At 66.2% G+C, this 26,553-nt stretch carries 20 protein-coding genes; 4 read left to right on the forward strand and 16 right to left on the reverse strand.

The window, feature by feature from the left end; translation table 11 throughout:
* Window positions 1–121: 121 nt before the first annotated feature.
* From ACWDTD_RS08770 to rplJ, 15 genes are all read right to left on the reverse strand, one after another.
* Window positions 122–4,078, reverse strand: a complete 3,957-nt coding sequence (locus tag ACWDTD_RS08770) for a DNA-directed RNA polymerase subunit beta' (RefSeq protein ID WP_449746707.1) — start codon at window positions 4,076–4,078, stop codon at window positions 122–124.
* Between the two features lie 39 nt (window positions 4,079–4,117).
* Window positions 4,118–7,630 carry a DNA-directed RNA polymerase subunit beta gene (gene rpoB, locus ACWDTD_RS08775; RefSeq protein ID WP_449746708.1) on the reverse strand — a complete coding sequence of 1,171 codons (3,513 nt, stop codon included), beginning with the start codon at window positions 7,628–7,630 and terminating at the stop codon, window positions 4,118–4,120.
* A 411-nt stretch (window positions 7,631–8,041) separates the two neighbouring features.
* Window positions 8,042–8,995, reverse strand: a complete 954-nt coding sequence (locus tag ACWDTD_RS08780) for a hypothetical protein (protein ID WP_449746709.1) — start codon at window positions 8,993–8,995, stop codon at window positions 8,042–8,044.
* A 3-nt stretch (window positions 8,996–8,998) separates the two neighbouring features.
* Window positions 8,999–9,646: a hypothetical protein gene (locus ACWDTD_RS08785; RefSeq protein WP_449746710.1), complete on the reverse strand. Its 648-nt coding sequence runs from the start codon at window positions 9,644–9,646 to the stop codon at window positions 8,999–9,001.
* Between the two features lie 63 nt (window positions 9,647–9,709).
* Window positions 9,710–10,981 (reverse strand): MCE family protein, encoded by a 1,272-nt coding sequence (locus ACWDTD_RS08790; protein ID WP_449746711.1) that lies wholly within the window; start codon window positions 10,979–10,981, stop codon window positions 9,710–9,712.
* Entirely contained in the window at window positions 10,978–12,300 is a 1,323-nt protein-coding gene (locus ACWDTD_RS08795) for an MCE family protein (RefSeq protein WP_449746712.1), read from the reverse strand. Before ACWDTD_RS08795 ends, ACWDTD_RS08790 begins: the two co-directional genes overlap by 4 nt.
* Window positions 12,300–13,637 carry an MCE family protein gene (locus tag ACWDTD_RS08800; RefSeq protein WP_449746713.1) on the reverse strand — a complete coding sequence of 446 codons (1,338 nt, stop codon included), beginning with the start codon at window positions 13,635–13,637 and terminating at the stop codon, window positions 12,300–12,302. The genes ACWDTD_RS08795 and ACWDTD_RS08800 overlap by 1 nt, the downstream gene beginning before the upstream one ends.
* Window positions 13,634–14,674 carry an MlaD family protein gene (locus ACWDTD_RS08805; protein ID WP_449746714.1) on the reverse strand — a complete coding sequence of 347 codons (1,041 nt, stop codon included), beginning with the start codon at window positions 14,672–14,674 and terminating at the stop codon, window positions 13,634–13,636. The genes ACWDTD_RS08800 and ACWDTD_RS08805 overlap by 4 nt, the downstream gene beginning before the upstream one ends.
* 2 nt (window positions 14,675–14,676) lie before the next feature.
* Window positions 14,677–15,756 (reverse strand): MCE family protein, encoded by a 1,080-nt coding sequence (locus tag ACWDTD_RS08810; protein WP_449746715.1) that lies wholly within the window; start codon window positions 15,754–15,756, stop codon window positions 14,677–14,679.
* A complete protein-coding gene (locus ACWDTD_RS08815) occupies window positions 15,753–17,090 on the reverse strand; it encodes an MCE family protein (protein ID WP_449746716.1) in 1,338 nt (445 codons plus the stop codon). The genes ACWDTD_RS08810 and ACWDTD_RS08815 overlap by 4 nt, the downstream gene beginning before the upstream one ends.
* 4 nt (window positions 17,091–17,094) lie before the next feature.
* Complete coding sequence (locus ACWDTD_RS08820; protein ID WP_449746717.1) at window positions 17,095–17,967, reverse strand: MlaE family ABC transporter permease; 873 nt, start codon at window positions 17,965–17,967, stop codon at window positions 17,095–17,097.
* 1 nt (window position 17,968) lies between these two features.
* Window positions 17,969–18,775, reverse strand: a complete 807-nt coding sequence (locus ACWDTD_RS08825) for an MlaE family ABC transporter permease (protein WP_449746718.1) — start codon at window positions 18,773–18,775, stop codon at window positions 17,969–17,971.
* Between the two features lie 2 nt (window positions 18,776–18,777).
* Window positions 18,778–20,064, reverse strand: coding sequence for an ABC transporter ATP-binding protein (locus ACWDTD_RS08830; RefSeq protein WP_449746719.1), 1,287 nt, complete (start codon window positions 20,062–20,064; stop codon window positions 18,778–18,780).
* 518 nt (window positions 20,065–20,582) lie between these two features.
* On the reverse strand, window positions 20,583–20,975 hold the full coding sequence (gene rplL, locus ACWDTD_RS08835) for a 50S ribosomal protein L7/L12 (RefSeq protein ID WP_449746720.1): 393 nt from the start codon (window positions 20,973–20,975) through the stop codon (window positions 20,583–20,585).
* A 73-nt stretch (window positions 20,976–21,048) separates the two neighbouring features.
* On the reverse strand, window positions 21,049–21,573 hold the full coding sequence (rplJ, locus tag ACWDTD_RS08840; protein ID WP_449746721.1) for a 50S ribosomal protein L10: 525 nt from the start codon (window positions 21,571–21,573) through the stop codon (window positions 21,049–21,051).
* A gap of 300 nt (window positions 21,574–21,873) precedes the next feature.
* Here rplJ and ACWDTD_RS08845 point away from each other — a divergent pair, with 300 nt between their 5' ends.
* Window positions 21,874–23,079 (forward strand): glycoside hydrolase family 76 protein, encoded by a 1,206-nt coding sequence (locus tag ACWDTD_RS08845; protein WP_449746722.1) that lies wholly within the window; start codon window positions 21,874–21,876, stop codon window positions 23,077–23,079.
* A gap of 226 nt (window positions 23,080–23,305) precedes the next feature.
* Window positions 23,306–25,327 (forward strand): CocE/NonD family hydrolase, encoded by a 2,022-nt coding sequence (locus ACWDTD_RS08850; RefSeq protein WP_449746723.1) that lies wholly within the window; start codon window positions 23,306–23,308, stop codon window positions 25,325–25,327.
* Here ACWDTD_RS08850 and ACWDTD_RS08855 read toward each other — a convergent pair.
* Entirely contained in the window at window positions 25,299–25,526 is a 228-nt protein-coding gene (locus ACWDTD_RS08855; protein ID WP_449746724.1) for a hypothetical protein, read from the reverse strand. The two genes, ACWDTD_RS08850 and ACWDTD_RS08855, sit on opposite strands and share 29 nt — an antisense overlap.
* A gap of 194 nt (window positions 25,527–25,720) precedes the next feature.
* Between ACWDTD_RS08855 and ACWDTD_RS08860 the strand changes: the two genes are divergently transcribed.
* Both ACWDTD_RS08860 and ACWDTD_RS08865 read left to right on the forward strand, forming a co-directional pair.
* Complete coding sequence (locus ACWDTD_RS08860) at window positions 25,721–26,236, forward strand: TIGR04338 family metallohydrolase (RefSeq protein WP_449746725.1); 516 nt, start codon at window positions 25,721–25,723, stop codon at window positions 26,234–26,236.
* 99 nt (window positions 26,237–26,335) lie between these two features.
* Window positions 26,336–26,553 (forward strand): hypothetical protein (locus ACWDTD_RS08865; protein WP_449746726.1); only part of this gene is annotated, 218 nt, incomplete at its 3' end.

The raw sequence follows: 26,553 nt of genomic DNA on the forward strand, positions 1-26,553 counted from the left end.
AAGGTGCGGGGGCCGTTGTGATCTCGACAGGCTCGATCAGCGGGTGGGGCCGATCAGCGGGTGGGGCCGATCAGCGGGTGGGGCCGATCAGCGGGTGGGGCCGATCAGCGGGTGGGGCCGATCAGCGATAGTCGCTGCCGAAGCCGTAGTCGTCGAGCGGCACCGCAGCGCCGGCGGGGGCACCGAAGGTGCCGTCCGGGCTGTAGTAGGTGTCGTCGTAGGACGGCACCGCGTAGGCGGCCGCGCGGGCCTCCTCGGTGGGCTGCACGGTGATGTTGCGGTAGCGGTTGATGCCGGTACCGGCCGGGATCAACTTACCGATGATCACGTTCTCCTTCAGACCGATCAGCTTGTCGCTGCGGCTGTTGATGGCCGCATCGGTCAGCACGCGCGTGGTCTCCTGGAAGGACGCCGCACTCAGCCACGACTCGGTGGCCAAGCTCGCCTTGGTGATACCCATCAGCACCGGACGTCCGGCCGCGGGCTCGCCACCCTCGGTGACCACCTTGCGGTTCTCGGCCTCGAACTCGGCGCGCTCGACGAGCGAGCCGGGCAGGAACTCCGTGGAACCGTGATCGATGATCGTCACGCGACGCAGCATCTGACGCACGATGGTCTCGATGTGCTTGTCGTGGATCGACACACCCTGGCTGCGATAGACCTCCTGGACCTCGTTGACCAGGTGCACCTGCACCTGACGCGGACCCATCACGCGCAGCACCTCGTGCGGGTTGGCCGAGCCCTCCATGAGCTGCTGGCCGACCTCGACGTGGTCGCCGTCGGCGAGGAGCCGCTCGGAACCGTCGTCGTGCTTGAACACGCGCAGGCGTTGACGCTTGGAGATCTTGTCGATGACCACTTCCTCGGAACCGTCGTCGGGGACGATGGTGATCTTGTAGAAGCGGTCGTCGTCCTCCAGGCGCACCCGGCCGGAGACCTCGGCGATCGGCGCGACACCCTTGGGCACGCGCGCCTCGAACAGCTCCTGCACACGCGGCAGACCACCGGTGATGTCGTCGCCGACACCACCCTGGTGGAACGTACGCATGGTCAGCTGGGTGCCGGGCTCACCGATCGACTGGGCCGCGATGATACCGACGGCCTCGCCGATGTCGACGAGCTTGCCGGTGGCCATCGACCGTCCGTAGCACATCGCACACACACCGGTACCGGTGGTGCAGGTGAGCACCGAGCGCACCTTGACCTGCGTGATGCCCGCGGCGAGCAGGGCCTCGATGGCCGGGTCGCCAAGGTCGTGTCCACGCTCGACGACGACGTTGCCGTCCGCGTCGAGAGCATCCGAGGCCAGCGTCCGCGCGTAGGTGGAGGTCTCCACGTGCGCGTCGCGGATCAGGGTGCCGTCGGCCAGCTTCTCCGCGATCGTGGTCATGATGCCGCGTTCGGTACCGCAGTCGGTCTCCCGCACGATGACGTCCTGGCTGACGTCCACCAGACGACGGGTCAGGTAACCCGAGTCGGCGGTACGCAGCGCGGTGTCGGCCAGACCCTTACGGGCACCGTGGGTGTTGATGAAGTACTCGGCCACGGTCAGGCCCTCGCGGAACGAGGACTTGATCGGACGCGGGATGAACTCACCCTTCGGGTTGGTCACCAGACCCTTCATGCCCGCCAGCGAGCGAATCTGGGTCATGTTGCCCGCCGCACCCGACTTGACGATCATCGGGATCGGGTTGTCGTCGGGGTAGTGCTCCTCCATCGCCTGGCCGACCTCTTCGGTGGCCTGCTTCCAGATCTCCACCAGGGCGTCACGACGCTCGTCGGGGGTGAGCGCGCCGCGCTGGAACTTGCGCTCCAGGCCGTCAGCCCGCTCCTCGTACTTGTCGAGGATCTCCGCCTTGTGCGGCGGCACCAGCACGTCGGCCATCGACACGGTGACACCCGAGCGGGTGGCCCAGTAGAAGCCGACATCCTTGAGCTTGTCGACGGTTTGCGCGACCACGATCATCGGATACCGCTCGGCCAGATCGTTGATGATCACGGCCTGACGCTTCTTGGGCATCTGCTCGTTGACGAACGGGTACTCCACCGGGAGCAGCTCGTTGAACAGCACCCGACCCAGCGTGGTCTCGATGTCCCACGCCTGCCCGTACTGCCAGCCGTCCGGGAACAGCTCGGCCTCGATGTCGGCGGGCGGACGCTGGTCGGTCAGGCGCACCTTGATCAGCGACTGCACGCTGAGCACCCCGCGGTCGACGGCCATGATGGCCTCGGCCGGGGTGGAGTACACACCGCGCTCGACGTCGTCGGCGGTGGCCGGGCTGTACTCGCCGATCGCACCCGGGGTGAGGGTGGTCAGGTAGAACAGGCCGGTCACCATGTCCAGACGCGGCATGGCCAGCGGGCGGCCCGACGCCGGCGACAGGATGTTGTTGCTCGACAGCATCAGGATGCGGGCCTCGGCCTGCGCCTCCGCGCTCAGCGGCAGGTGCACGGCCATCTGGTCACCGTCGAAGTCGGCGTTGAACGCCTCGCAGACCAGCGGGTGCAGCTGGATGGCCTTGCCCTCCACCAGCTGCGGCTCGAAGGCCTGGATGCCGAGGCGGTGCAGCGTCGGCGCACGGTTGAGCAGCACCGGGTGCTCGGCGATGACCTCTTCGAGGACATCCCACACCGCGGGACGCTGCCGCTCCACCATGCGCTTGGCGGACTTGATGTTCTGCGCCTGGTTCAGGTCGACGAGTCGCTTCATCACGAACGGCTTGAACAGCTCGAGCGCCATCAGCTTCGGCAGACCGCACTGGTGCAGCTTGAGCTGCGGGCCCACCACGATGACCGAACGGCCCGAGTAGTCGACGCGCTTACCGAGCAGGTTCTGACGGAACCGGCCCTGCTTGCCCTTGAGCAGATCGCTCAGCGACTTCAGCGGGCGGTTACCCGGTCCGGTGACCGGGCGGCCGCGACGACCGTTGTCGAACAGGGCGTCCACCGACTCCTGCAGCATCCGCTTCTCGTTGTTGACGATGATCTCGGGGGCACCGAGGTCGATCAGTCGCTTGAGGCGGTTGTTGCGGTTGATGACGCGACGGTACAGATCGTTGAGGTCGGAGGTCGCGAAGCGGCCACCGTCGAGCTGCACCATCGGACGCAGCTCCGGCGGGATCACCGGCACCGCGTCGAGCACCATGCCCAGCGGCGAGTTGCCCGACTGCTGGAACGCCGCGACCACCTTGAGTCGCTTGAGCGCACGCAGCTTCTTCTGGCCCTTGCCGGTGCGGATGGTCTCGCGCAGCGACTCGGCCTCTGCGGCGATGTCGAAGGTCTCGAGGAGCTTCTTGATCGCCTCGGCACCCATCGCACCGGTGAAGTACTCGCCGTAGCGGTCCTGCAGCTGGTGGTAGAGCTTCTCGTCGATGATCAGATCACCGGGAGCGAGCTTGACGAACTTGTCCCACAGCTCTTCGAGACCGTCGAGCTCACGCTGAGCGGCGTCGCGCATGCGACGCATCTCGCGCTCGGCACCGTCACGCACCTTGCGGCGCACGTCGGCCTTGGCGCCCTCGGCCTCGAGCTCGGCGAGATCGGCCTCCAGCTTCTGCTGACGCTCGGCCAGGTCGGCGTCGCGCTGATCGCCGACAGCCTTCTTCTCGACCTCCATCTCGGCCTCCAGCGTGGAGAGCTCGTTGTGACGGAGCTCGTCATCGACGGAGGTGATCACGTAGGCGGCGAAGTAGATGATCTTCTCGAGATCCTTCGGCGCCAGATCCAGCAGGTAGCCCAGGCGGCTCGGGACACCCTTGAAGTACCAGATGTGGGTGACCGGTGCGGCCAGTTCGATGTGGCCCATCCGCTCACGACGCACCTTGGCCTTGGTGACCTCGACGCCGCAGCGCTCGCAGATGATGCCCTTGAAGCGCACGCGCTTGTACTTGCCGCAGTAGCACTCCCAGTCGCGAGTCGGTCCGAAGATCTTCTCGCAGAACAGGCCGTCCTTCTCCGGCTTGAGCGTGCGGTAATTGATGGTCTCCGGCTTCTTGACCTCACCGTAGGACCAGTTGTGGATGTCGTCGGCCGTGGCCAGGCCGATCTTCAGTTCGTCGAAAAAGTTGACGTCGAGCACTTGTTACCTTTCGGCTCTTCTAGTCAGATTCGGTGAGGGTCAGTTCGCCAGGTCGTCGACGGTGGCCGACTCGTTGCGCGACAGGTTGATGCCGAGGTTGGCCGCAGCGCGTTCCAGATCCTCGTCGTCGGTGTCGTGCATCTCGATCGCGGCGCCGTCGGAGCTGAGCACCTCGACGTTGAGGCACAGCGACTGGAGCTCCTTGAGGAGCACCTTGAACGACTCGGGGATGCCGGGCTCGGGGATGTTCTCGCCCTTGACGATCGCCTCGTACACCTTCACGCGGCCCACCACGTCGTCGGACTTGATCGTGAGCAGCTCCTGCAGGGTGTAGGCGGCGCCGTAGGCCTGCATGGCCCAGCACTCCATCTCACCGAAGCGCTGGCCACCGAACTGGGCCTTACCGCCGAGCGGCTGCTGGGTGATCATCGAGTACGGACCGGTCGAGCGTGCGTGGATCTTGTCGTCGACGAGGTGGTGGAGCTTGATGATGTACATGTAGCCCACCGACACCGGGTACGGGAACGGCTCGCCGGAACGACCGTCGAACAGCGTCGCCTTGCCGTCGCCGTTCACCATCACATCGCCGTCGCGGTTGGGCAGCGTCGAGGACAGCAGTCCGGTCAGCTCCTCCTCGCGGGCACCGTCGAACACCGGGGTGGCGGTGTTGGTGTCGGGCTCGGCCGAGTACATGTCCTCGGGCAGCTTCGACGCCCAATCCGGAACCCCGTTGGCCACGTTGATGTTCCAGCCCGCCTTGGCGATCCACCCGAGGTGGGTCTCCAGGATCTGGCCGATGTTCATACGACGCGGCACACCGTGCGTGTTCAGGATGATGTCGACCGGGGTGCCGTCGGGCAGGAACGGCATGTCCTCGGCGGGGAGGATCTTGCCGATGACGCCCTTGTTGCCGTGCCGGCCGGCCAGCTTGTCGCCGTCCTGGATCTTGCGCTTCTGGGCCACGTACACGCGGACCAGCTCGTTGACGCCGGGAGCGAGATCGTCGTCGTCCTCGCGGCTGAACACGCGCACGCCGATGACCTTGCCGGTCTCACCGTGCGGCACCTTGAGCGACGTGTCACGCACCTCGCGGGCCTTCTCACCGAAGATCGCACGCAGCAGGCGCTCCTCCGGGGTCAGCTCGGTCTCACCCTTGGGGGTGACCTTGCCGACCAGGATGTCGCCGTCACGAACCTCGGCACCGATACGGACGATGCCGCGCTCGTCGAGATCGGCGAGCACCTCGTCGGAGACGTTCGGGATGTCCCGGGTGATCTCCTCGGCACCGAGTTTGGTGTCGCGGGCGTCGATCTCGTGCTCCTCGATGTGGATCGAGGTGAGCACGTCCTCCTCCACGAGCCGCTGGCTCAGGATGATCGCGTCCTCGTAGTTGTGGCCCTCCCACGGCATGATCGCCACGAGCAGGTTCTTGCCCAGCGCCATCTCACCGTTCTCGGTGCACGGACCGTCGGCCAGCACCTGGCCGGCCTCCACCCGCTGACCCTCGTCCACGATCGGACGCTGGTTGGTGCAGGTACCGTGGTTGGAACGCGCGAACTTGCGCATCCGGTAGGTGTCGCGGGTGCCGTCGTCGCTCATCACGGTGATGTAGTCGGCCGACACCTCCTCGACCACACCGGTCTTGGACGAGACGATGACGTCGCCGCCGTCGACCGCGGCGCGCAGCTCCATGCCGGTGCCGACGAGCGGGGACTCGCTACGCACCAGCGGCACGGCCTGACGCTGCATGTTGGCGCCCATCAGGGCGCGGTTGGCGTCGTCGTGCTCGAGGAACGGGATCATCGCGGTCGCGACCGACACCATCTGCCGCGGCGACACGTCGAGGTACTCGACCTCGCTCGCGCCGACGAACTCCACCTCGGAACCCTTCTTGCGCACCAGCACACGGGTGTCGGTGATGCGGCCGTCGGCGTCGTAGGCGGTGTTGGCCTGGCCCACCAGGAAGCGGTCTTCCTCGTCGGCGGTCAGGTAATCGATCTGGTCGGTGACCACACCGTCGACGACCTTGCGGTAAGGCGTCTCGATGAAGCCGAACGGGTTGACCCGCGCGTACACGGCCAGGTTGCCGATGAGGCCGATGTTGGGACCCTCGGGGGTCTCGATCGGGCACATGCGGCCGTAGTGCGACGGGTGCACGTCACGGACCTCGAGGCCGGCGCGCTCACGCGAGAGGCCGCCGGGGCCCAGCGCGTTGAGGCGACGCTTGTGGCCCAGCCCGGCGAGCGGGTTGTTCTGGTCCATGAACTGCGACAGCTGGCTGGTGCCGAAGAACTCCTTGATCGCCGCCACCACGGGACGGATGTTGATCAGGGTCTGCGGGGTGATGGCCTCCACGTCCTGGGTGGTCATGCGCTCACGCACGACACGCTCCATACGCGAGAGGCCGACGCGGATCTGGTTCTGGATCAGCTCGCCGACGGTACGGATACGACGGTTGCCGAAGTGGTCGATGTCGTCGACCTCGATCGGCACCTCGAGGCCTTCCGGACCGGCCACCTTCGCGAGGGTGAGCTGGTGCGGATCGGCGTCGTGCAGGCGCACCAGGTACTCGACGATCGCGACGATGTCGTCCTTGGTGAGCACCGACGGACCGGTCATCGGGTTGCTGGTGAGGCCCAGCTTCTTGTTGACCTTGTAGCGGCCGACGCGGGCCAGGTCGTAGCGCTTCTCCTTGAAGAACAGGTTCTCCAGCAGGTTCTCGGCGGACTCGCGGGTCGGCGGCTCGCCCGGACGCAGCTTGCGGTAGACCTCGAGCAGCGCCTCGTCCTGGTTGGCGGTGTTGTCCTTCTCCAGGGTGGACATCATGATCTCGGAGAAACCGAAACGCTCGGTGATCTCCTCGGTGGTCCAGCCGAGCGCCTTGAGCAGCACGGTGACCGGCTGGCGACGCTTGCGGTCGATGCGGACACCGACGGTGTCGCGCTTGTCGACGTCGAACTCGAGCCAGGCACCACGACCCGGGATCACCTTGACGGTGTGCAGGGTCTTCTCGGTGGCCTTGTCGATGGTCGCGTCGAAGTAGACGCCGGGGCTGCGGACCAGCTGGCTCACCACGACACGCTCGGTGCCGTTGATGATGAAGCTGCCCTTGTCGGTCATGATCGGGAAGTCGCCCATGAAGACGGTCTGCGACTTGATCTCGCCGGTGTTGTTGTTGATGAACTCCGCGGTCACGAAGAGCGGCGCCGCGTAGGTCATGTCCTTGTCCTTGCACTCCTCGATGGAGGCCTTGACCTCGTCGAAGTGCGGATCGGAGAACGACAGCGACATCGAACCGGAGAAGTCCTCGATCGGGGACAGCTCGTGCAGGATGTCCTGCAGTCCGCCGGTCGGGTTCTCGTCACCGCGGGCGATGGCCTTCGCCCGCCACTCGGGGGACCCGACGAGCCACTCGAAGGACTCGAGTTGGACATCGAGGAGGTTGGGTACCTCCAGGGGTTCGCTGATCTTCGCGAACGAGGCGCGGTGCGGTGCGCCGGGGATTGTTGAGGTGGACTGGCGGTCGACTGCCAAGGTGCGTCCTTCCAACACTGTGTTTCTGCCTGCCGTGGGTGGCGCGGCTTTTGGGGGCCGTTCGCTGGTGACACCTGAGACCGGCGATCACCACAGCACACCCAAACAGTGGCCGGAAGGATCGGAAGATGGACAGGAGGCAGCCAGCGCAACGTCCAACTGTAGCAGAAAATAGACGCACTTTGTCAAGTGGCGTCTGGAAGACGATCTAGCGCTGGTGGCTGCCTGCACTGTGATCGCTGGACACAGATTGGCCCCCCATCGCGCCCACGTCAAGCGCTACGCGCGAAATTGTGGAAGAAAACCACTCTCTCACCTGCACCGGCGCCGCTAACGGCCCCGTCGAGCGTGCCCGAAATCCGGTCGAGCGTGCCCAAAATCCGGTCGAGCGTGCCCAGATCTCCGTCGAGCGTGCCCGGGATCAGCTGATCAGACGTCCTGAACCTTCGCGATGAGCCAGGAGTCGCCCTGCTTGCGCATCTGAACCTGGTAGCGCGGTGTGAGACTCTGCGTGGGAACGCCGTTCTGGGTTCCGGAGATCACCATGTTCACCAGAATGGTGGCCTGCGATCCATCGGAGTCGCCGGTGAGATCACGGACTCCGATGGCGTCGATCTGGCAGTCGGTGGTGGCCTTTGCCTGCTCCAACACCTGCTTGAGCGACCCGACCTGCTTGTTGAACTGGTCGAGCGCCTCACCGGTGAGCCCCGCGCGTGCCTTGGCCGACCATTCGTCGAACTTGACGCCGGTGGCCGAGTTGGCGGCGCAGATCTTGGTCTGCGCCTGCGATATCAGTTCGGTGGTGGCGCCTTGATCGATGAACGCTTTGTTGGGGCCGATGTCGGCACCCGGCTTCAGCGCCAGTATCACTGCGACGACGGCGAGAAGCGCTGCAATGCCGGCCAGAATCGCCACCGAGCGCGGACCGAAACCGATGGAGGCCGACGACGGCGTGGGCAGGTTGCGTAGTGAGGTCCGTGCACCGGGGGCCTTCGGCGGCGTCTCGGACGGCTTGAGCGTCGAGACTCGCGAGATCGGCCGGGTTTTGCCGGCCGGCCGTGGGCGTTCGATGACCTCGGTCTTGTCGGCGTCGACGTCGGTCTTGTCGGCGTCGACGTCGGTCTTGTCGGCGTCGACGTCGGACTTGTCGGCGACGACGTCGGACTTGTCGGCGACGGTCGCATCGCGGTCAACGGGATCCTGGGCACGCTCGACCCGTTCCTGGGCACGCTCAACGGGTTTCTGGGCACGCTCAACCGGATCCTGGGCACGCTCAACCGGATCCTGGGCACGCTCAACGGGATTCTGGGCACGCTCGACGGGGCGGGTATGGCCGGCAACGCGAGGCGTGTAGCCGGTCTTCTTACGGGGCGGACGGGCCATCGGTCAGCCACCGCCCTGGGTCGGAGCGGGCGACGTGCTCGGGTTCTGTCCGGTCTGTCCCGGGTCCTCGACACTGATTCCGTCGAGCGGCGAGATGTCGGAGGCCTTCCACGCGCCGTCGACCTTGGTCATCGTGACCGAGAACCCCATGGTCTGGGTCACCCCACCCTCGTTGGGCCGTTTGGCGGTGGCGTCGACGTACACCAGCACCTTGGCGGCGCCGCCGTCGGCGTCGACCTCGGTGGGAGCCGACCGCTTCAGCCGTGAGGTGAGCGACGCCGCCTGCGTTCCGGCCTGGGTGATCTGCTGATTGAGCGTGGTGACGTCCTGCGCGGTGATCTGTTCACGCGCCTTGCCGGTCAGCGAGGAGTCGACCCGACGCTTCCAGTCCGCGGTGTTCTTGGGGTCCACCGTGGTCACGTTCAGAATGGCCTGTTCGGCGCCCGCAACCGCGCCGTCACGCGCCGACTGGATGGGCTTCTGCACGAAGTACGCCTCGTACGCCCGGAAGCCGAAGAAGGCGACACACGCGGCGGCGGCGACGATCGCGACGATCGCGAGCACACCGGCGACGGTGTATCCACGACCACCACGGCCGGTCTCCGCGGCAGCCTCCGGACCGGGGCGCGCGGCAGTGTCAGTCTTGGTCATCGGCGGTCACTTTAGCGATCCGACCTGAGAGAGAGCCAATTCCGCTCTCTGCCAGCGTCGGACCTACCCCAATCCTCTTCCGAAGCCGCCCGGCTTCACCGGACGCACACCCATCAGATACGCCAACTGCGTCGCCAACGGATTCAGATTCAACTTGTCCGGGTCCTTCTTCGGCGTCGAATCCCACGGCTGGGGCGTATCCGGATTCGCATACTCCACCCGCTGCGCACTGCGCACACCCGTCGGATTGCCGAACGGCACCGTGCACGAAGCGTTGGCGTTGAACGGGAAATCGTCGTAGTTGATGTCGAACGTCGGATTCTTCCTCTTGATCTGCTCGATCATCTCGTACGTCGACCCGTACCCCCGCGTACACGCCGCCGGGTTGTTCGTCTCCAACACGACTCCGAAGTGAATCTGACCGTCACCGGGGGCCGGCGAGTGGCTGCCCGCCGACAGCGCCGACAGCATCGCGAAGGTCCCCGACGTCATGAATGCCGCCGGTTCGATGGTGTGGGCCACCTGCGAGAGCTGACCCACCACCTTCGCCAGATCCCCACCGTTCTTCTGGATCAGATTCGAGATCTGTGTCGCCGACGTCGTGCCCGTCGTCAGCAGGCGCCGCAGATCCGGATCCGACGACGCCAACGTCGCGGTGATCAGATCCAGACTCCGCGACCACGCCAGGATCTGATCCGACTGCGCCGCCTGCGTGGCCAACACCGAATCCGCACTGTTGATCAGCGAAATGGTCTCCGGCAACGAATCCACGCCCGCACGCGACAACTTCGACAACGAGTCGGTCAACCGCACCAGATTGTCTGCCTGACCGTTGAACGCCTTGCCCAGCTCGGTCACCACGGTGCGCAGATCGTCGATCGGGATCGACGACGTGAAATCCAGCGCCGACGCCACCACGTCCTCCAACGGCGGCGGCACCGACGTCCGCGTGATCACCGACCCGTCCGCCAGATACGGACCCGACGTCGTCTGCGGCTGCAGATCCACGAACTGCTCACCGATCGCCGACCGATTGGCCACCACCGCAACCGAATCCACCGGAATCTTCGGACCACCCGAGTTGAGCACCAACGGCACGTCCACACCCGACGACGTCAGCTTCATGTCCCCGACACGACCCGCCGGAATGCCCATGTAGGTCACCTCGGCGTTGGTGAAGATGCCCCCGGAATCCTTCATGGCCGCCGTCACCGTGTAGGTGCCGATCCCGGCCAGCTTGTCGAGGCGGGCGTACTTGGCACCCACGTACACGATGGCCAGAATGCCCACCACCGCGAACACGATCAGTTGAATCTTTGCGAGTCTGCTGATCATCGGCTGACCCCCAGAAGGCTCAGCGGACCGTCGAGGAACCGCTGGTCGTCGGACGCGGGCACGGGGATGTTCGCCGGCTTGGCGCTACCGGGCGCGGGCGCCGTCGCCGAGGCCGGGTAGGTACCACCCGACGGCGGCGTGTTGGGTCCCGGTTTCCAGTTGGGGCCCGGCGGCAGCAACGTGACCGTCGGCCACCCGTAGCGCGGCCCGTTGCCGTTGTAGTACGGGTTGCGCGGATTCACCGGAACCGAATGTCGCTGCGGCGGAGAATACTTCGGCGTCCCCTGACCGACACCGAGCGCTTCGAGCTGATTGAGGGTGCGCAGGTCGAGGGTCATGAACAGGTTGGTCGCATCACCCTGCGCCGCCGGCAGCAACCAGTCGGGGAACGGGTGGGTCAGCATCAGCGGCGCCGCCGTCACCAGATCGGGGGTGGCCTTGGCCAGTTCGGTCAGCACCGGGCGCAGGGCCTTGAGATCGGTCACCAGCGCGTCCCGTGACCGGGTGAGCACGTCGGTGCCCACCTGCCCGAGCGTGTCGAGCTTGGTCAGCAGGTCCACGAACTGCGGGCGCTGCTCCTCGAGCACCGCGACACCCGCGGGCAACTCCTTGAGAATCCGGTCGATCTGCACGGTCTGCTTGGCCGCCCTGGCGGAAAGCTGATCGAGTCCGTCGATGGCCGCGATGATGTCGTCACGCTGTCGGTTGAGCCCGGCCATCAGGTCGCTGGCGCTGCGCAGGAGCTGATTCACGTTGCCCGCACGCGACCCGCCGAGAGCCTTGTTCAGCTCGGTGACGATCGGTTCGAGCTGGTTGATCCCGCCGCCGTTGAGCAGCATCGCGAGCGCGCCGAGCACCTGCTCGATGTCGGTGGCCGTGCGGGTGCGTGCCAGCGGGATGGGCATCGCCGGGTTCTGTTTGGGCAGCGATTCGCTGTTCTTCGGCTCGTCGAGTGCGACGAACTTCTCCCCCAGCAGCGACGTCTGCTGCACCGCCGCCGTCGCCTGATCCGACAGATCCACGGCGCCCTTCACCTCGACGGTGACCAGCGCGTACCACTCGTTGTCGGGGACCTCGACCTTGGTGACGCGACCCACCGGGATGCCACCCTGCTTCACCACCGACTGGGGCACCAGGTCGAGGATGTTGGCGAACTGGATCTTGTAGGTGCGCGGATTGTCGCCGGTGTCCACGCCTCCGGGCAGTGGGATGGACTGCAGGCCGTTGCTACCGCAACCGGCCACCGTCACGGCGGCGGCCAGCGCCACCAGCACGGCCACCAGGCGCACCCACGCGGTCCCTCGAACGCGGCGCGTCATCAGTTGCCTCCCCGCGGCTGGGCCGACGGCTTCGGCGATGCGGACGGCTTCGGTGCCGCGGACGGTTTCGGGGTGGTTGCCGGTCCCGGGTTCAGCTGCGGGTCCGGGGTACCGGGCACGGTGCCCGGCACCGGGTATCTCTGCAGCTTGTTGTTGCTCATGATGCCGAACGGCAGCACCGGCAGCAGCGGTTCGAGCACACCCTCGGTGATCTGCCCGGCGATACCGGCGCACGCGTTGATGAGGGGTTTGAGGGTGTCGCTGAACTGGTCGGCGGCCGGGTTGCCCGGCAGCAGCGACCCGAGATCGAGGAACTTGCACCCCGAGGCGAGCGGGTCCTGCAGGTCCGGGATGGTCAGCCGCATCGCCAGCGTGCCCGACTCGGCGTCGTAGGCGTTGATGAGGTTGTTGATGGTCAGCGGCAGCACCGTCAGGGTCTCCTTGAGACTCTGCTGCGTGTTGACCAGCGCCTGGGTGGTCGGCTGCAGATCCTTGAGCGTCTGCCCCAACTGCTCACGGTTGTCGGAGATGAAGGTGGCCACGTCGCCCAGCGCGATCGACAGCTTGTTCAGCGCCGCCGACAACTGCTGGCGTTCGCCGGCCAAGAACGTGGTGAACGACGCCATCTGGTTGTTGAACTGGCGCACCTGCGCGTCGTTCTCCTCGAGCGCCCCGACGAACACGTTGAGGTTCTTGATGGTGTCGACGAGGTTGCCGCGCGAATCCGACAACGTGGTGGAGGCCTTCGATAAGTTCTCGATCGCCGACCCCAGCTTCTCGCCGTTGCCCTGCAGATTCTGCGCGCCGACCGCGACCAGGTCGCTGACCGCGCCGTCCTTGTTGGCGCCCTGCGGCCCCAACGCGTCGGAGAGCTTCTTCACGCTGGCGTAGACCTGATCGACCTCGACCGGCACCATCGTCTGGTCCTTGGTCAGGGTGATCTCACGCGACGCCTTGGGTCCCCCCGAATACGCCGGGGTCAGCTGCACGTAACGGTCGGCGACCACCGACGGGATCACCTGCACCGCACGCACATCGGCGGGCAGGGTGACGCCGCGATCGACGGTCATGGTGACCTTGACGGTCTGGCCGTCGGGGGTCACCTTGTCCACCTTGCCTACGGGCACGCCGAGCACCCGCACATCGGATCCCTCGTAGATGCCCACGGAGCGGGCGAAGGTCGCGGTGATCTTGGTGGTGCCGGTTGCCGCATACACCCACCACAGCGCCCCCGCGACGATCAGCGCCAGGATCAGGCCGATGACGCCGAACACGATGTGGCGCGGGGTGAACCAGCGTCCAGGGCCGGAGGTGTTGGTGAGATCCGGGGCGGTCATCCGGTTGCCTCCGTTCCACCTTGGTTCTGGTTCGCCGTCTTGTTCGGGGGCCGCGTCGTGTTCTGCTGCGGCAGGGCCGGTGGCAGGAGGTTGGTCACGACGGACTCGAACCAGCGGCCGTTGCCGAGCACGTTGGCGTAGAGCCGGTAGAACGGCGCCATGTAGGTGATGGTCTGCTGCAGGTTCTGATTCTGTTCCTGCAGTAGCTGGTTGACACCCTTGAGTGATTGCAGCGCCGGCCCGATCTGCGCCTGGTTGTCGGCGACGATGCCGCTCAACGAGGTGCTCAGCGTCGTGGTGGTCCGCAACAGCGCCGCGATGGACTTCTGCCGGTTGTTGAGCTCGTCGAGCAACTGTCCGGCCCCGGCGATGAGCTTCACGAACTCCTGGTTGCGGTCGGCGAGGATCTTCGAGGTGCTCTTCGTGGCGAGGAGCAGCTTCTGCACTTCCTGATCGCGGCTGGCGATGGTGTTCGACAACCGGGAAATGCCGTCGAGTGCCGGTCCCACGTCGCCCGCGGTGCCCGAGAACGTGTCCGAGAGCGTCTGCATCGACGTGGCGAGCTGTTTGGTGTCGAGCGTCTCGATCGAATCCGCGGCGTCGGAGAACGCCTCGATCACGTCGTAGGGCGACACCGTGTCGGTGAGCGCGACGTTGGGGTTGGCGGGTTCGCTACCCCGCGGATTGAGCGCCAGGTACTTCTGCCCGAGGATCGTCTTGATCTGGATCGATGCCTGCGTCTGGTTGCCGATCCAGGTGTTGGTCACCCGGAAGCCGACGTCGACGCGGTTGCCGTCGAGTTCCACCGAATCGACCTCACCGACCTTGACCCCGGCGACGCGGACCTCCGCACCCTTCACCAGCCCGGCGGCCTCGGTGAAAGTGGCGGTGTAACGTGCGGCGGCCCCGATCAGCGGCAGCGACGTCAGATAGAACGACGAGATGGCGAGCATGAGGATCACCAAGACGCCGATCGCGCCGATGCTCACCGGGCTGCGGTGCCCGCCGAACCGTTTGTGGTGTGGTTTGTCGGCCATGCTCACCCCCCTGGCTTGTTGTCTTTCCAGCAGCGGGATGCCGCGCTGGTGTAGAGCACATGATTGATGTAGGGCAGGGGCACCAGCGGCTGCGTCAGCAGCGTCGACTTGCCGTTGCCGGCCACCACGTCGATGCCGCACAGATAGAACTGGAACCAGGACCCGAAGGTGGCGGCCCGGCCGATCTTCTGGAGCTTGACCGGCAGGTTGGTCAGGATCTGGGCGACGTCTCCGCGACGCGCGTTCACCTGGTCGGCGAGCTGTTTGAGACCGGCGATGTCGCCCTGGATCGCCGGACGCGTCGGGGTGAGGATCGACGAGGTCACCGCGGTCAGATTGGACACCGAGGTGATCGCCGACCCCACCGAATTACGTTGCGCCGCAAGCCCGGTGACCAGCTGCTCGGTGTTGTCGAGCAGCGCGGTGAAGTTCTCGTCGTTGCGGTTGACCGTGTCGAGCACCTTGGTCAGGTTGGTGATCAGATCCCCGATGACCGCATCCTTGTCGGCGATCGCGTTGGTCAGGTCGGCGGTGTTGGAGAGCAACTCGGTGACCGAGGTCTGCTCACCCTGGAACACCTGGATGATCTCGTTGGAGAGCTTGTTGACGTCGTCGGCCGACAATTCCCGGAACAGCGGCTTGAAGCCGTTGAACAGTTCGGTGAGGTTCACCGCGGGATGGGTGTCGGTGCTGCCGGGTTCCGCGCCGAACGTGTGGCCGGGTTTGACCGTCTGGGACGGGTCACCCGCGCCCTTCTCCAGCGCCACATAACGCAGGCCGGTGAGGTTGCGGTACCGGATGTAGATCTGGGTGCCCTCCGGCAGGTCGCGGTTCACGCTGAAGTCGACCTTCGCGCGATTCTTGTCGTACACGGCCACGTCGGACACCTGGCCGACGCGCACACCGGCGATACGCACGTCGTCGCCCTTGTTGAGCAGCGACGCGTCGGAGAAGATCGCCGTGTAGTCCTTGCCGCCGCCGCCACCGACGTTGGCGATGGTCAGCGCGAGCAGGCCGGTCGCCACGACGGTGATCACGGCGAAGATGATCAGCTTGATCAGCGGTCCGCGGATCGAGGTCATTTGATGTGCACCTCCGCCCCCTGCAGCGGTGCGCCACCGATCATGGTGACCCAGGTGGGCACGTCTTCGGGGTTGACCCCGCTCGCCGCGCCGTAGATCACCTTGAGCTGGTCACGGTAGGTGGGGTCGTCGAACGAGTTGGCCCGGATGACACCCACCGGGGTGCGGGTGAACTGCGGCTGCGGCAGTTTCGGCACGCTGGTCGGTCCCGCATTGCGCGACGGAGGCTGGTAGGAACCGTCGGCGAGGCCGCCGCCGGGATACTGCGGGAACGGCCGGCCGTCGGTCGGCGGTTCGTAGCACACCGCGGGCGGGTCGGTGTCGAAGAAACGTGGCTCGTCCTGGTTGGGCAGATACCGGCCGCGCGGGTTGACGAACTGCAGGTTCACCCGCACACCCGGGTTCTTGGTGCCCACACCGACAATGTTCTTCGACTCCGGGATCAGGGTGGCGAAATTGTGGAAGGTACAGGTGAAGGTCGGCGACTGCTTGGCCAGTCCCACCAGGAAGGGCTCGGAATCGACGACGAGATTCACCAGGTTGTTGCCATTGCGCTGCAACCACTGCGTGGTGTCGGTGGCGGCGACGCCGACGGTGGAGATCAACGTCCGCAGGTCCTGCTGGCGCTCGACGATGGTGGCGTTGGTCGTCCGGAGGTTGTCGAGCGCGTCGACGACGTCGGGCAGCGCCTGCGAGTAGGTCTGCGAGAAGGACGCCAAACCCTGCAGCGTGCCCTCGAGCGCGTCGAGATTCTGCTTCTCGGCGAGCCGGGAGAAGATCGTGTTGAGGTCTTCGAGGGTTGTGCCGATCTGGTCGCCGCGACCCGACAGTGCCTGCGACAACGAGGTGAGGGTGACGTTGAGGTCCTGCGGGGGGATCGCCTGCAGCACCGGCAGCAAGCGGTCGAGCAGGTCCTGGACCTCTTTGGCGTTGCCGCTCTTGTCGGTCTCGATGGTCGCTCCGTTGGTCAGCGTCGGTCCCGACCAGTCCGCCGGCACCTGCAGCGCCACGTAGCGTTCGCCGAACAGCGTCTTGGGAAGGATGCGCGCGGTGGTGTCGACGGGCAACTGATCAGCCATGTCGGGATTGAGTCCAAGGGTGACGTCGACGCTGCCGTCCGGCGCCGGATTCACCGACCGCACCTCCCCCACGATCACGCCGCGCGCCTTCACGTCCGCGTTGGCCGGCAGCGCGTTTCCGACGGAATCCGTCTTGAGGGTGACGTCGGTGAACGTCGTGAAATCCTTGTTGAACTTCATGATCGTGACGGCCAGGAACAGCGCGACCACGATGAAGAACACCAGACCGAGCAGTCTGGTCCGCAGCGTGCTCATCGGGTCAACCCCCCACTCGCACGGTGGTGGTGGTGCCCCAGATGGCCAGGCCCAAGAAGAAGTCGAGGACCGCGATCAACACCAGCGCCGCTCGGACGGCGTGTCCGACGGCCACGCCGACGCCCGCGGGGCCGCCCGAGGCGTAGTAGCCGTAATAGCAGTGCACCAGGATGATCACGAACGCGAACACCAGCACCTTGCCGAAGGACCACAGCACGTCCGCCGGTGGCAGGAAGAGGTTGAAGTAGTGGTCGTAGGACCCGCCGGACTGCCCGTTGAACACGGTGGTGACCACACGCGAGGCCAGATACGCCGACAGCAGACCGAGGACGTAGAGCGGGATGACCGCGATGAAACCGGCGATCACACGTGTCGAGACGAGGAACGGGATCGAGGGCACCGCCATCGATTCCAGCGCGTCGATCTCCTCGGAGATGCGCATCGCGCCGAGCTGGGCGGTGAAACCGCAACCCACCGTTGCCGACAACGCCAGCCCGGCAACCAGCGGCGCCACCTCACGGGTGTTCACATACGCCGACAGGAAGCCGGTGAGTACCTGCGAGCCGATCTGGTCGAGCGCGGCGTAGCCCTGCAGACCGACGACGACGCCGGTGAATCCCGACATCAGCACCATCACACCGACCGTGCCGCCGATCACCGCGAGACCACCCGAGCCGAAGGCGACCTCGGCGAGCAGACGCAGCACCTCGCGGGTGTAGTGGATCAGGGTGCGCGGAATCCAGGCCAGGGTGCGGCCGTAGAACGACATCTGTTCGCCCGCGCCGTCGAGAATCTTCAGCGGCTTCCCGAGCTGCTTGCGCGCCTCGTACGCGATGTATTCCGGACGGCTCTTGGAGATCGTCACGCCACCGGCCATGTCAGCTCCCCTTCGCCGGGACGATCTGCAGGTAGACCGCAGTGATGATCAGGTTGGCCAGAAACAGCAGCAGGAAGGTGATGACCACACCCTGGTTGACCGCGTCGCCCACACCCTTCGGACCACCCTTGGGGGTGAGTCCCTTGTAGGCCGCGATCACACCGGCCAGCACACCGAACACGGCCGCCTTGAACAACGACACCCACAGGTCGGGAAGCTGGGCGAGCGCGCCGAACGACGCCAGGTAGGCGCCCGGGGTGCCGCCCTGCACCACGACGTTGAAGAAGTAGCCGCCCGCGATACCGACCACCGCGACCAGGCCGTTGAGCAGGATGGCCACCAGCACCATCGCGAGCACACGAGGCACCACCAGGCGCTGGATGGGGTTGATGCCCAGCACCTCCATCGCGTCGATCTCCTCGCGGATGGTGCGCGAGCCCAGGTCGGCGGCCACCGCCGACCCCGCCGCACCGGCGATCAGCAGGGACGTCACCAGTGGGGAACCCTGCTGGATCACCACCAGCACGCTGGCCGCACCCGTGTATGACTCGGCACCGAGCTGTTTGATCAGCGAGCCGGTCTGCAGCGACACGATCGCACCGAACGGGATCGCGATCAGCGCGGTCGGCAGGATCGTCACGCTGGCGATGAACCACGCCTGCTGGAGGAATTCACGCCACTGGAATGGGCGCACAAAGGTCTGTCGCGCGACATCGACGAACAGTTGGACGATGTTGCCCGTCTGGGCCAGTGCACTCGTCCCTGCCTGTGCGACCTTGTCGACGCCACGCGTGGTGGCATTCGGCATACCTACGCGCCCCCGGTGTGGTGGCGTCCCCCACCCTCACCACGACCGGTGTCGATGGGCTGGGTGGCGGAACTGTCGGGGGTGGCCCACTCCTGGGTGGGTGCATTGTCCCCGGCGTAGTCACGATTGGCGGCCTGGTCGTGACCGTCGTCCCCGTACCCGTGATATCCGTCGCCGTGATCGATGACGTCGGTGGAGGTGTCCACCATGACGCTCTCGGTGCCGACCATCGCGCCGCCGTCGGTGTCGGTCCATTCGACGCCCTCGGTGTTGGCGGCGTGGGCGCGCGCCTCCTCGCGGATCTGGTCCTCGGCGTCCATCGACTCGCGGATGGCGCGCTGCGCGTTCTCCGGCAATTCGGGCAGCAACTCCAGCACACGTTTGCGGTGTCGTGCGACCGCCTTGCGTTCGGGCATACCGGGATTGGGCTGCACCTGCGGGATGATCTCGGTGAAGTCGTCCTTGGTGCCGCCGCCGGAGATACCCGCGGCCTGCATCGCCGCCTCCTGCGCGGCAACGGCCTCGTCCTTCTCCTCCGACATGCCGATCGGACCGAAGCGGTCGCCGGAGAGGAACTGCTTGACGACGGGCTGCTCGGAGGTCAGCAGTTGCTCGCGGGGCCCGAACATGACGAGTTCCTTGCGGAACAGCATGCCGATGTTGTCCGGGATGGTCCGGGCGATGTTGATGTTGTGGGTCACGATGAGGATCGTCGCGTCGATCTGGGAGTTGATGTCGATCAGCAGCTGCGAGATGTATGCGGTGCGGACCGGGTCGAGGCCGGAGTCGGGCTCGTCGCACAGGATGATCTGCGGGTCGAGGACCAGCGCGCGGGCCAGGCCGGCGCGCTTGCGCATACCGCCGGAGATCTCGCCGGGGAGTTTGTCCTCGGCGCCCGCCAGACCGACGAGGTCGATCTTCTCCATCACGATGCTGCGGACCTCGTCCTCCTTCTTCTTCGTGTGCTCACGAAGCGGGAAGGCGATGTTGTCGTAGAGGCTCATCGACCCGAAGAGCGCGCCGTCCTGGAACAGCACACCGAACAGTTTGCGGATCTCGTAGAGTTCCTTGGCCGAACACTGGGTGATGTCGGTGCCGTCGATGACCACCGACCCCTGCTCGGGATGCAGCAGGCCGATCAGGGTCTTGAGGAACACCGACTTGCCGGTACCCGACGGACCCAGCAGGGCCGACACCTCGCCCGCGGGAAGAGTCAGAGTGACATCGCGCCAAATGTTCTGCGAACCGAACGACTTAGTAAGCCCCTCGACGCTGACCTCAACACCCACGAAATCTCCTCCAGAACTCTGCCCCGACGTGCGCCGCACCGCATCCGACCACCCGCGCGACCCCCGACAGCTGATGTGGTTGGGGTCACTCTAGCCGACGCCGAGCAGTCGACACACCACACCGGGCGTTTTGCGTTTCCGCACAACTACCCCGCAGTAACTTCGGCGCTTGCTGAGAGTAGCCGATGCCACCGGGGTAGCAAAAGTGCGGTGCGCATCACATGTCGAGCGTGCCCAGATCCGGGTCGAGCGTGCCCAGATCGCCGTCGAGCGTGCCCGGATCCGCCTTGAGCGTGCCCGCGGGGTGGTTTCGACAAGCTCAACCAGCGAACGGCGCGCTCAACCAGCGGGTGGCGGCCGCGCTCAACCAGCGAACGGCGCGCTCAACCAGCGGGTGGTTTCGACAAGCTCAACCAGCGAACGGCGCGCTCAACCAGCGGGTGGCGGCCGCGCTCAACACAAAGGAGCCCGGGACAGACATGCTGTCCCGGGCTCCTTCGGTCGTCGTGTAAGAAGACTTACTTGACGGAGACCTTGGCGCCGGCCTCTTCGAGCTTGGTCTTGGCGGCCTCGGCGGCCTCCTTGTCGACCTTCTCCAGCAGGGCCTTCGGAGCGCTCTCGACGAGGTCCTTGGCTTCCTTGAGGCCCAGGCCCGAGACGATCTCGCGCACGACCTTGATCACCTGGATCTTCTTGTCGCCCGCGCCCTCGAGCACGACGTCGAACTCGTCCTGCTCGGCGGCGGCCTCGGCGGCACCACCGGCAGCCGGAGCGCCGGCAGCGGCAACGGCGACCGGAGCGGCCGCGGTGACCTCGAAGACCTCTTCGAACTTCTTCACGAAATCGCTGAGCTCCAGCAGGGTCAGTTCCTTGAACTGATCGATGAGCTCGTCAGCGGTGAGCTTCGCCATGATGGCGTCCTTCCTGTCAGTCCCCTTGCGGGGGGTTGGGTGTCATCCCGCAAGTGGGGATAGCTTGTGCGGCTTATTCGCCGGCTTCGGTTTTCTTCTCCTGCAGGGCCGCGGCCAGGCGCGCCACCTGCGAAGCCGGCTGGTTGAACAGTCCGGCAGCCTTTGCCAAGTTGCCCTTCATGGCACCGGCGAGCTTGGCCAACAGAACCTCACGGGTCTCAAGGTCGGCGATCTGCTCGATCTCCGCCACGGACAGCGGCTTGCCGTCCATGTATCCGCCCTTGATGACCAGCGCCTTGTTGTCCTTGGCGAAGTTCTTGATCGCCTTCGCGGCCACCACCGGCTCGCCCTCGATGAAGGCGATAGCGGTCGGACCGGTGAACAGCTCGTCGAGCCCTGCCACGCCCGCCTTCTCGGCGGCACGCTTCACCAGGGTGTTCTTGGCGACGGAGTAGGTTGCACCCTCACCGAGGGAGCGTCGCAGTTCGGTGATCTGGCTGACGGACAGTCCACGGTATTCCGTGACGACCGTTGCCGTTGCGCCCTCGAACTGCTCTGCGATCTCCGCAACTGCGGAAACCTTGTCGGACTTGGCCATACTTCGCCTCCTTCCTCATCACTAGAGTTGGTCGTGTTCGACGCAGAGGCGCGGATCCGCACGCTGTGCAGCGGTCGCGAAGGGGGCCGGAGATGACGAACGCCCCGGCACGCAGAAGGCACGGGGCGTAGTTCGAGCGCACATGTGGGCGCCGCTATTCCTCGTTCTCCCTGCGTGGGTCGCCGACATCTCGTCGTCCTTCGATCGGGATCGCTCCCGATAACCAACGGTCTCTGGTTGAACCGATACGACATGCACGCTTCGCGCTCATGTCACACCAAGGCAATAGGCTACCCGACCATGGGTTACGCCTCCAAATCCGCGCCCGGAGCCCCCGACGATCCCCGCTCCCCCAACGAGCGGGCCGCGATCGCCGCCGACGCGGTCCTGCGCCGCCACCTGCGCACTGCGTGGTGGATTCCCGGCACCCGGCTCGCGTCCATCGCCTGGCCGCTGGGCCATCTGCCGTTCGAGATCGTCCGCAGCCGCTTCGGATTCTGGCACTACTGGTGGCACGCCCACCTGCTCGATCTGATCACCGACGCCGCCATCCACCGCCCGGCAGACAACACCGACTACGACTCCGCCCTGGCCGGCACCGCCACCCGTCTGCTGCGCGGCATCCGCATCCGCAATCTCGGCCGTTGGACCAACAACTATTACGACGACATGGCCTGGCTGGGACTGGCCATCGAACGCGCCGACCGTCACCTTTCACTGCATCACGACCGTGCGCTGCGCACCCTCGCCGGCCGCATGTACCGCGCGTGGGAGCCCGAGAAGGGCGGCGGCATCCCGTGGCGGACCGTCGACACGTTCTTCAACGCCCCCGCCAACGGACCCGCGGCGATCCTGCTCGCCCGCGCCGGCCATCCCGACCGCGCGCTGGCCATGTGCGAGTGGATGAACAGCAACCTCGTCGACCCGGAGTCACACCTGGTGATCGACGGCATCAAACCCGACGGGCCGAGCACATTCACGCGCGTCACCGCGATCTACACCTACTGCCAGGGAGTCGTGCTCGGCGCCGAACTCGAAGCGTTGCGCCATACCGGCGACACCGTCCATCTCGACCGCATCGAGCGCCTGCTCACGGCCGTCGAGGCGCATGAATGCCCGGGCGGCATCATCCGCGGTCAGGGCGGCGGCGACGGTGGCCTCTTCATGGGGGTGTTGGCCCGGTATCTGGCGCTGGTGGCCACCGACCTGCCCGCAGGGCTCCCCGGAGCCGACGACGTCCGACGCCGTGCCGCGCACCTCGTCCTCACCAGCGCCGACGCGGCCTGGGCGACGCGCGCCACCGACCGGGAGCACGTCGTGTTCAGTGCCGACTGGCACGAATCCGCGCGCATGCCCACCCGCGCCGGCAAGGAGGCGTCGTTCGTCGGCGGGGCCGTGAATTCATCCGAGGTACCCGAACGGGATCTGTCGGTGCAGTTGTCGGCGTGGATGGTGCTCGAGGCGGCTGCCGCCGTCGACCTGAACCTGCCCGAGCACCGGGGCTGAAGAGCGGGATCATGGTGTGAGGTTCCTCACCTAATCGATTCCACACGGTTAGCAATCCGATATGTGGGGTGAGCTATTCTCAATCGGCGGAGTGACCCAAGACACATTACTCTTCGAGTCTCGTGTCACTCCGACCAAACACGACGGGGTGTAGGGGCAGGCGGACGATCCCTCGAGCAGGGACAGACGTCGCTTGTGGCCGATTACCCCAGGCAGGTGATGCACCATGGCGTTCCAGATCGGTCTACCCCAGCCGAGTCCCTTGTCGCCCTCGCGCGCACGTCGCCAGGGTCTCGACGGCCCACATTTCGGCACGCTGCCATTCGGCGACCCGACGGGTGGCGCCGACGGGATGCGCTGGCGCGACCAGGTCGACGGCGAACTCCTGTATCCCAAGGTGACCATCGACCGGAACGTCTCGATCACGATGAGCGACGGGGTTCGGCTCGCCGCGACGGTGGTCCGACCTGCCACGCGCTTCGGGAAGACGGTCGAGACCCCCTATCCGGCCATCGTCAACATCAACCCGTACAACCGGGCCGCCATCGACTTCATCGACACCACCATGCACGCACCGGTGCTCGGCACCGCGGTACGCGCGGCATCACGGTCGGTCGACGCATCCGGTACCGCACTCGAAGGTCTCACCAACCTCACCGCGACGCTGGCCGGCGGCGTCCTCGACGTGTTCGGCATCAACCGCAACCTGGTGCGCAGCGGATACGTCCAGGTGATCGTCGACGTGCGCGGAACCGGCGCCAGCCGCGGCAAGTGGGAGATCCTCGGAGCGCGCGAACAGCAGGATTCGGTGGAGATCATCGACTGGGTGGCCGATCAGCAGTGGTGCGACGGGGCCGTCGGCCTGGCCGGGTGGTCGTACTCGGCGATCAACTCGCTGCAGGCCGCCGATAAGCGACCCGCGCAACTCGGAGCGGTCTTCGCGGTCGAGGGCTGCGATGACATCGTCCGCGACATCTACATCACCGGCGGGATGCCGTCGGCGTTCATCCCGGCATGGCTGTCGGTGGTCAACGTGCTCAAGTGGGTGCCGAATCCGTCGACGGTACTGCAGGATGTGTTGCGCGGCAACGCTTTCGGCTGGCTGCGCGACCGCCTGGCCTCCCCCGCCACCGAACTGCCGTCGTTGTTGTGGGGCTTTCTCACCGCTCGCGACGACCGCATCTTCGACGACCCCTACTTCGATGAACGCGATCCCCGGATCGACCGGATCGAGGTGCCCACGTTCACCGTGGGCGCCTGGCACGACCTTTTCGGCCGCAGCGCCACCGGCATCTACGAGCGCCTGCAACTCGACCCGGGCCGCAAGCAGATGATCGTCGGCGACGGCTACCACTTCGACGCCGGGTCGGGATACGGCGGGCCGTTCGCCCCGCCCCGCCTCGACGTGCTCGAACGCGCCTGGTTCGACCGATGGCTCAAGGGACAGCGCAACGGCGTCGAGTTATACGGCCCGGTCACGATGCGGCAGCAGGGCGGCACCTGGACCGCGGGCACCGAGTACCCCCGACCGGGCGTCTCACCGCGGCGTCTCTACCTCGTCGACGAGGAGTCGCAGACGGCGCCGCACTGCGTCCACGACGGGGCGCTACGCGGCTCCCCCGACGGCGAGTACGCGTCGCTGCACATCCGACCGGACGTCCGCGGGCTGATCTCGCGCGACATGACGCAGGTGACCGCCGGCGCCACGTCGGCGCTGGGGCCGCATTTCGGATTCGACGCGCGCTTCCAGGAACGCGGGGCGCTCTCGTTCACCAGCGCACCGGTCGAGGAGTCGACGTCGATCAGTGGCGCGATGAATCTGCGGCTCAACGTGGCCACCACTGCGCACGAAGCGATCTGGGCGGTCACGATCAACGACGTGGCACCCGACGGCACGTCGCGCGTGCTGACCAACGGGGCGCTGTCGTCGTCGAATCGGGCGCTGGACCCGAGCAAGTCGACCTACGCGTCCGACGGCAGCCTGGTGAGCGCGCATCACTATCTCTCACGCAAACGCAAACTGCCCGTACCCGCCGACGTCCCGGTGCGCATCGACGTCGACCTCGTACCGACCGACGCCGTCCTCGAACCCGGGCACCGACTGCGGGTCGACGTGTACGCGGCGAGCTTTCCCCGCTACCTCACCGTGGTGCCCGACCTGATCAAGGCGCGCGGGCGTAAGCAACGCCTCGTCCTCGACCCCGCGCACCCGAGCTACCTCACCTTCCAATCGAGCGGCGCCATCTGACCGACCCGCCGCCTTGGTCGAGCGTGCCCACATCTCCGTCGAGCGTGCCCACATCTCCGTCGACCGTGCCCACATCTCCGTCGAGCGTGCCCACATCCGTGTTGAGCGTGCCCACAACCAAGTCGACCGTGCCCAGATCTGCGTCGATCGTGTCCGCAAGCGGGTCTAGCGTGCCCACAACCGAGTCGACCGTGCCCACAACCGAGTCGAGTGTGCCCACAACCGAGTCGAGTGTGCCCACCGGGTGGTTTCGATGAACTCAACCAGCGTGCGCCTGCTGATCGAGCGACCCCCCGCTGATCGAGCGACCCCCCGCTGATCGAGCTTGTCGAGATCACCCCCCTGTGAACAGTCCCGCCGACCGCTCCGCGCCCAGAGCTAGCATCGGCAACGATGAACGACGTCACCCGGCCGCGCGATACCGGCCGCACCCGGTTCTACGAGGCCGAGCGAATGGCGATGCGCTTGTTCGAAGGAGCCGGGGCCGGACGCACCGTCCGACTGGCCGGCACCGAACTGACACTGCCGGTCGAGGTGGTGTTCGGCTCGGTGACCTCCGTGCGCGACTACGTGTCGCGGGTACTCGCGATGCCTGTTGTCGTGCAAAGGTTTTCGTGCGCCACACATCCGGTGTCGGTCCGCACGCGCAGAGGGCACCGGGCGGCGGAGTACCGCCCGGCAGGCCCGGCGCGACGCACCGCCGAAATCGCCATCCCAGAATCCTCCGAGGGGCGGTGGGCACTGCGCGAGCTCGTGGTGCTGCATGAGATCGCGCATCACCTCGACGACTCGACAGGCCCAGCCCACGGCCGAGGATTCGCGTTCACGCTCACCGAGCTCGTCGGGCTCGTCCTGGGCGCCGAGGCCGAGTTCGTCTATCGGGTACTGCTCGCCGACTCCGGGGTGTGATCTCGACAAGCTCGATCAGCAGAAGCACCGCTCGATCAGCAGAAGCACGGCTCGAACAGCGGGAGGCCTACCGCTGGTTGAGCTTGTCGAAACCACCCGGTGGACACGCTCGACGCAGATCTGGACACGCTCGACCCGCTTGCGGACACGCTCAACGCAGATCTGGGCACGCTCGACCCGCTTGCGGGCACGCTCGACGCAGATCTGGACACGCTCGAGCCCGATCTGGGCACGCTCGACCCGCTTGCGGGCACGCTCGACGCAGATCTGGACACGCTCGAGCCCGATCTGGGCACGCTCGACCCGCTTGCGGGCAC

The sequence above is a fragment of the Gordonia sp. NPDC003425 genome, from assembly GCF_053588635.1.

Bases quoted from the DNA above. Each gene is read 5' to 3' on its own strand.
- ACWDTD_RS08780 (WP_449746709.1), bottom strand. From the start codon at position 8,995: ATGGCCCGTCCGCCCCGTAAGAAGACCGGCTACACGCCTCGCGTTGCC.
- ACWDTD_RS08785 (WP_449746710.1), bottom strand. From the start codon at position 9,646: ATGACCAAGACTGACACTGCCGCGCGCCCCGGTCCGGAGGCTGCCGCG.
- ACWDTD_RS08790 (WP_449746711.1), bottom strand. From the start codon at position 10,981: ATGATCAGCAGACTCGCAAAGATTCAACTGATCGTGTTCGCGGTGGTG.
- ACWDTD_RS08795 (WP_449746712.1), bottom strand. From the start codon at position 12,300: ATGACGCGCCGCGTTCGAGGGACCGCGTGGGTGCGCCTGGTGGCCGTG.
- ACWDTD_RS08800 (WP_449746713.1), bottom strand. From the start codon at position 13,637: ATGACCGCCCCGGATCTCACCAACACCTCCGGCCCTGGACGCTGGTTC.
- ACWDTD_RS08805 (WP_449746714.1), bottom strand. From the start codon at position 14,674: ATGGCCGACAAACCACACCACAAACGGTTCGGCGGGCACCGCAGCCCG.
- ACWDTD_RS08810 (WP_449746715.1), bottom strand. From the start codon at position 15,756: ATGACCTCGATCCGCGGACCGCTGATCAAGCTGATCATCTTCGCCGTG.
- ACWDTD_RS08815 (WP_449746716.1), bottom strand. From the start codon at position 17,090: ATGAGCACGCTGCGGACCAGACTGCTCGGTCTGGTGTTCTTCATCGTG.
- ACWDTD_RS08820 (WP_449746717.1), bottom strand. From the start codon at position 17,967: ATGGCCGGTGGCGTGACGATCTCCAAGAGCCGTCCGGAATACATCGCG.
- ACWDTD_RS08825 (WP_449746718.1), bottom strand. From the start codon at position 18,775: ATGCCGAATGCCACCACGCGTGGCGTCGACAAGGTCGCACAGGCAGGG.
- rplL (WP_449746720.1), bottom strand. From the start codon at position 20,975: ATGGCGAAGCTCACCGCTGACGAGCTCATCGATCAGTTCAAGGAACTG.
- rplJ (WP_449746721.1), bottom strand. From the start codon at position 21,573: ATGGCCAAGTCCGACAAGGTTTCCGCAGTTGCGGAGATCGCAGAGCAG.
- ACWDTD_RS08845 (WP_449746722.1), top strand. From the start codon at position 21,874: ATGGGTTACGCCTCCAAATCCGCGCCCGGAGCCCCCGACGATCCCCGC.
- ACWDTD_RS08850 (WP_449746723.1), top strand. From the start codon at position 23,306: ATGGCGTTCCAGATCGGTCTACCCCAGCCGAGTCCCTTGTCGCCCTCG.
- ACWDTD_RS08860 (WP_449746725.1), top strand. From the start codon at position 25,721: ATGAACGACGTCACCCGGCCGCGCGATACCGGCCGCACCCGGTTCTAC.